Raw genomic sequence first — 2651 nt, 5'->3', positions numbered from 1 at the left:
GCGCGGCCGCCGCGTGGAGCAGCGGCCCGACGTCGGTCGTCTCGTCATGCTTGCTGCCGACGCTCAGGTGCGAGGTCATATGGGTCAGGTGGCCGAGCAGCTCGTCGTAGTGCTGGGCGACCACGTAGACGCGCTGCACCGACAGGCAGTTCTGTCCCGCGCACCCGAACGCCCCTTCGGCTATCGCCTGCGCGGCCGCCATCAGGTCCACGCCGTGGTCGACGATGACGGGGTTGGACCCGCCCAGCTCCATCAGCAGGGTTCGGGCGCCGGCCAGGCGGGCCACCTCGTCGGCGGTGCGGATCCCGCCGGTGAAGGAGACGACGTCGACGCCGGGGTGCGACACCAGCTCCCGCCCGGCGGTCGGGCCGCCCGGCAGCACGGCGATCCGGTCGCCGGGAACGCCCGCCTCGAGGAGCAGCTCGGCCAGGGCGAGCGCGGACAGCGGCGTCGCCTCGTGCGGCTTGACCGCGATGACGTTGCCGGACAGCAGCGCCGGGCCGACCTTGTGCGCCACGAGGTTCAGCGGGTCGTTGAACGGGGTGATGGCGGCGACGACCCCCAGCGGTTCCCTGCTGCTCCACCCGAGCCGGTCCGCGCCACGGGAGGTGTCCTCGAACGGCACGCTGGCGCCCTGCAGGGCGTGTCCCGCACCGGCGGACAGCTGCAGGGTCTCCCACCGCCCGGGCCACCTCCCGGCGGGCATCCCTGACCGTCTTGCAACCCTCGGAGCCCACGATGGCGGTGAACCGTTCGGCCTGCCGCCTCAGCAGTTCGGCGGCACGGTGCAGGGCCTCCCGGCGCTGCCACAGCGGCCAGTCGGCACGGTCGGCGGCGGTGCCGGCCCGGAAGGTGTCCACGAGCGCGTCGACGGCCGCGCGCACTTCCGCGGCGGTGCTGTCGGCGACCTCGCCGAGGAAGGCGCCGGTCTCGGGGTCGGTGACGGCGGTGTGCCGTTCGGTCTCCCGCCAGCGTCCCCCGGCGAACGCCTTACCGGGCGGAGTCCAGCGGGTGGCGGCGGACGGGGCGGTTTGTCCGGTCATCAGGCTCATGCGGGGATCTCCTCAACGACCAGCCGGCTCCGGCTCTCCGCGGAGCGGTGACAGCGGACGTAGTGGCCGTTTCCGTTGTCGACGAGGTCGGGTTGCTCGGTGCGGCAATGGTCGGTGGCCAGCGGACAGCGGGTGTTGAAGCGGCAGCCGGGAGGCGGAGAGACGGGGCTGGGCGGCTCGCCTTTCAGCTGGTCCGGCTCACCGGCGTCGATGCGGTGTCCCTGACCGGAGTGCAGCAGCGCCAGGGTGTAGGGGTGCAGGGCGCCCGTGAAGATGTCGTCGTGCGTGGCCATCTCCACGATCTGCCCGAGGTAGAGAACCGCCACCCGGTCGGCGAGGAACTTCACCACCCTCAGGTCGTGGGAGATGAACAGCATGCTCAGCCCGCGCGACCGGCGCAGATCGACCAGCAGGTTCAGGATGGTCGCCTGCACCGAGGCGTCCAGGGCCGACACGGGCTCGTCGCAGACGAGCAGCTTGGGTTCCAGCAGGAGGGCTCTGGCGATGACCACCCGCTGCAACTGCCCCCCGGAGCAGTCGCCCGGCCGGCGCTCCAGGAAGCTGTGGTCCAGGCCGACCTCCGCCAGCGCGGTGGTCACCCGCCGCAGGCGTTCCTGCGGCGTGCCGATGCGGTGTTGCTGCAGGGGGGCGAGCATCGATTCCCGCAGCGTCATGCGCGGGTCCAGCGCGGAGTGCGGGTCCTGGAAGACCAGCTGCGCCGACCGGCGCAGCTGACGGAGCTGGGCGCCGCGCAGCTTGCCGACCCTCAACCGATCGACCTCGATCCGTCCGGAGTCGATCGGTACGAGGCCGAGCAGGAGCCGGGCCAGAGTGCTCTTGCCCGAGCCGGACTCGCCGACCAGCCCCAGTACCTCCCCCTCGCGGATGGCCAGGGACACGTCGTCGACGGAGTGCACGTGCGGCCGGCGCCCGAAGCCGTTCCGCGCCAACGGATAGTGCTTGGTGACGTGGTCGATGACGGCGATGTCGGAGCTCTGCGCGGGGTCGTTCATACCGGGACCCGTCGTCGGGGGTCGATGGTGACCCAGCAGCGTGAGCTGCGACGGGTGCCGCAGCCGGCGAGATCGGGTTCCTCGCTGTCGCAGTGGGAGCCCAGTTCCCCGTCACTGGCCGCGACGTCGCAGCGCGGGCGGAAGCGGCAGCCGTGACTGACCGCGCGTGCCGCGGTGGCGTTGCCGGGGATGGTGTGCAGATGGCCGGTGTCGTCGGTCTGCAGGGTGGAGCAGCGCAGCAACGCCTGGGTGTAGGGGTGCTCGGCGGCGGTGATGACCTCGGCGGCCGGTCCGTCCTCGACGATGCGGCCCGCGTACATGACGGCGATGCGGTCGGCGATGGAGGCGACGGTGGTGACGTCGTGGGAGATGAACAGGACCGACATTCCGGTCTCGACCTGCATGGCGGCGATCAGCCGGAGAATCTGCGCTTCGACGGTGACGTCGAGGGCGGTGGTGGGCTCGTCGGCGATGAGGACGTCCGGGTGGGCGGCCAGCGCCATGGCGATCATGACGCGCTGGGCCATGCCGCCGGACATCTGGTGTGGATGCTCACCGGCGCGGCGGTCGGGATCCCCGATCCCGA

General features: G+C 71.9%; 3 protein-coding genes and 1 pseudogene. All 4 read right to left on the bottom strand.

Translation table 11 applies throughout. The features are described from left to right. The coding region (locus tag ACWDX9_RS62195) for an aldehyde dehydrogenase family protein (protein WP_449973262.1) at window positions 1–706 on the bottom strand (706 nt) is incomplete at its 3' end. Window positions 707–737: 31 nt separating this feature from the next. After that, window positions 738–1043: pseudogene (locus ACWDX9_RS62190) on the bottom strand (aldehyde dehydrogenase family protein); the annotation flags it as partial. Between the two features lie 5 nt (window positions 1044–1048). Then, window positions 1049–2065 (bottom strand): oligopeptide/dipeptide ABC transporter ATP-binding protein, encoded by a 1017-nt coding sequence (locus tag ACWDX9_RS62185; RefSeq protein ID WP_449973261.1) that lies wholly within the window; start codon window positions 2063–2065, stop codon window positions 1049–1051. Further along, a partial coding sequence (locus tag ACWDX9_RS62180; RefSeq protein ID WP_449973260.1) for an oligopeptide/dipeptide ABC transporter ATP-binding protein occupies window positions 2062–2651 on the bottom strand: 590 nt, incomplete at its 5' end. The genes ACWDX9_RS62185 and ACWDX9_RS62180, both read right to left, overlap by 4 nt.

The sequence above is a fragment of the Nonomuraea sp. NPDC003201 genome, assembly GCF_053590415.1.
Note: the sequence above shows the minus strand (reverse complement) of the source record. Positions and strands in the feature narration are given on the sequence as shown.

Excerpts from the sequence above, each read along its gene's own strand:
- ACWDX9_RS62185 (WP_449973261.1), bottom strand. The coding sequence starts at position 2,065 with ATGAACGACCCCGCGCAGAGCTCCGACATCGCCGTCATCGACCACGTC.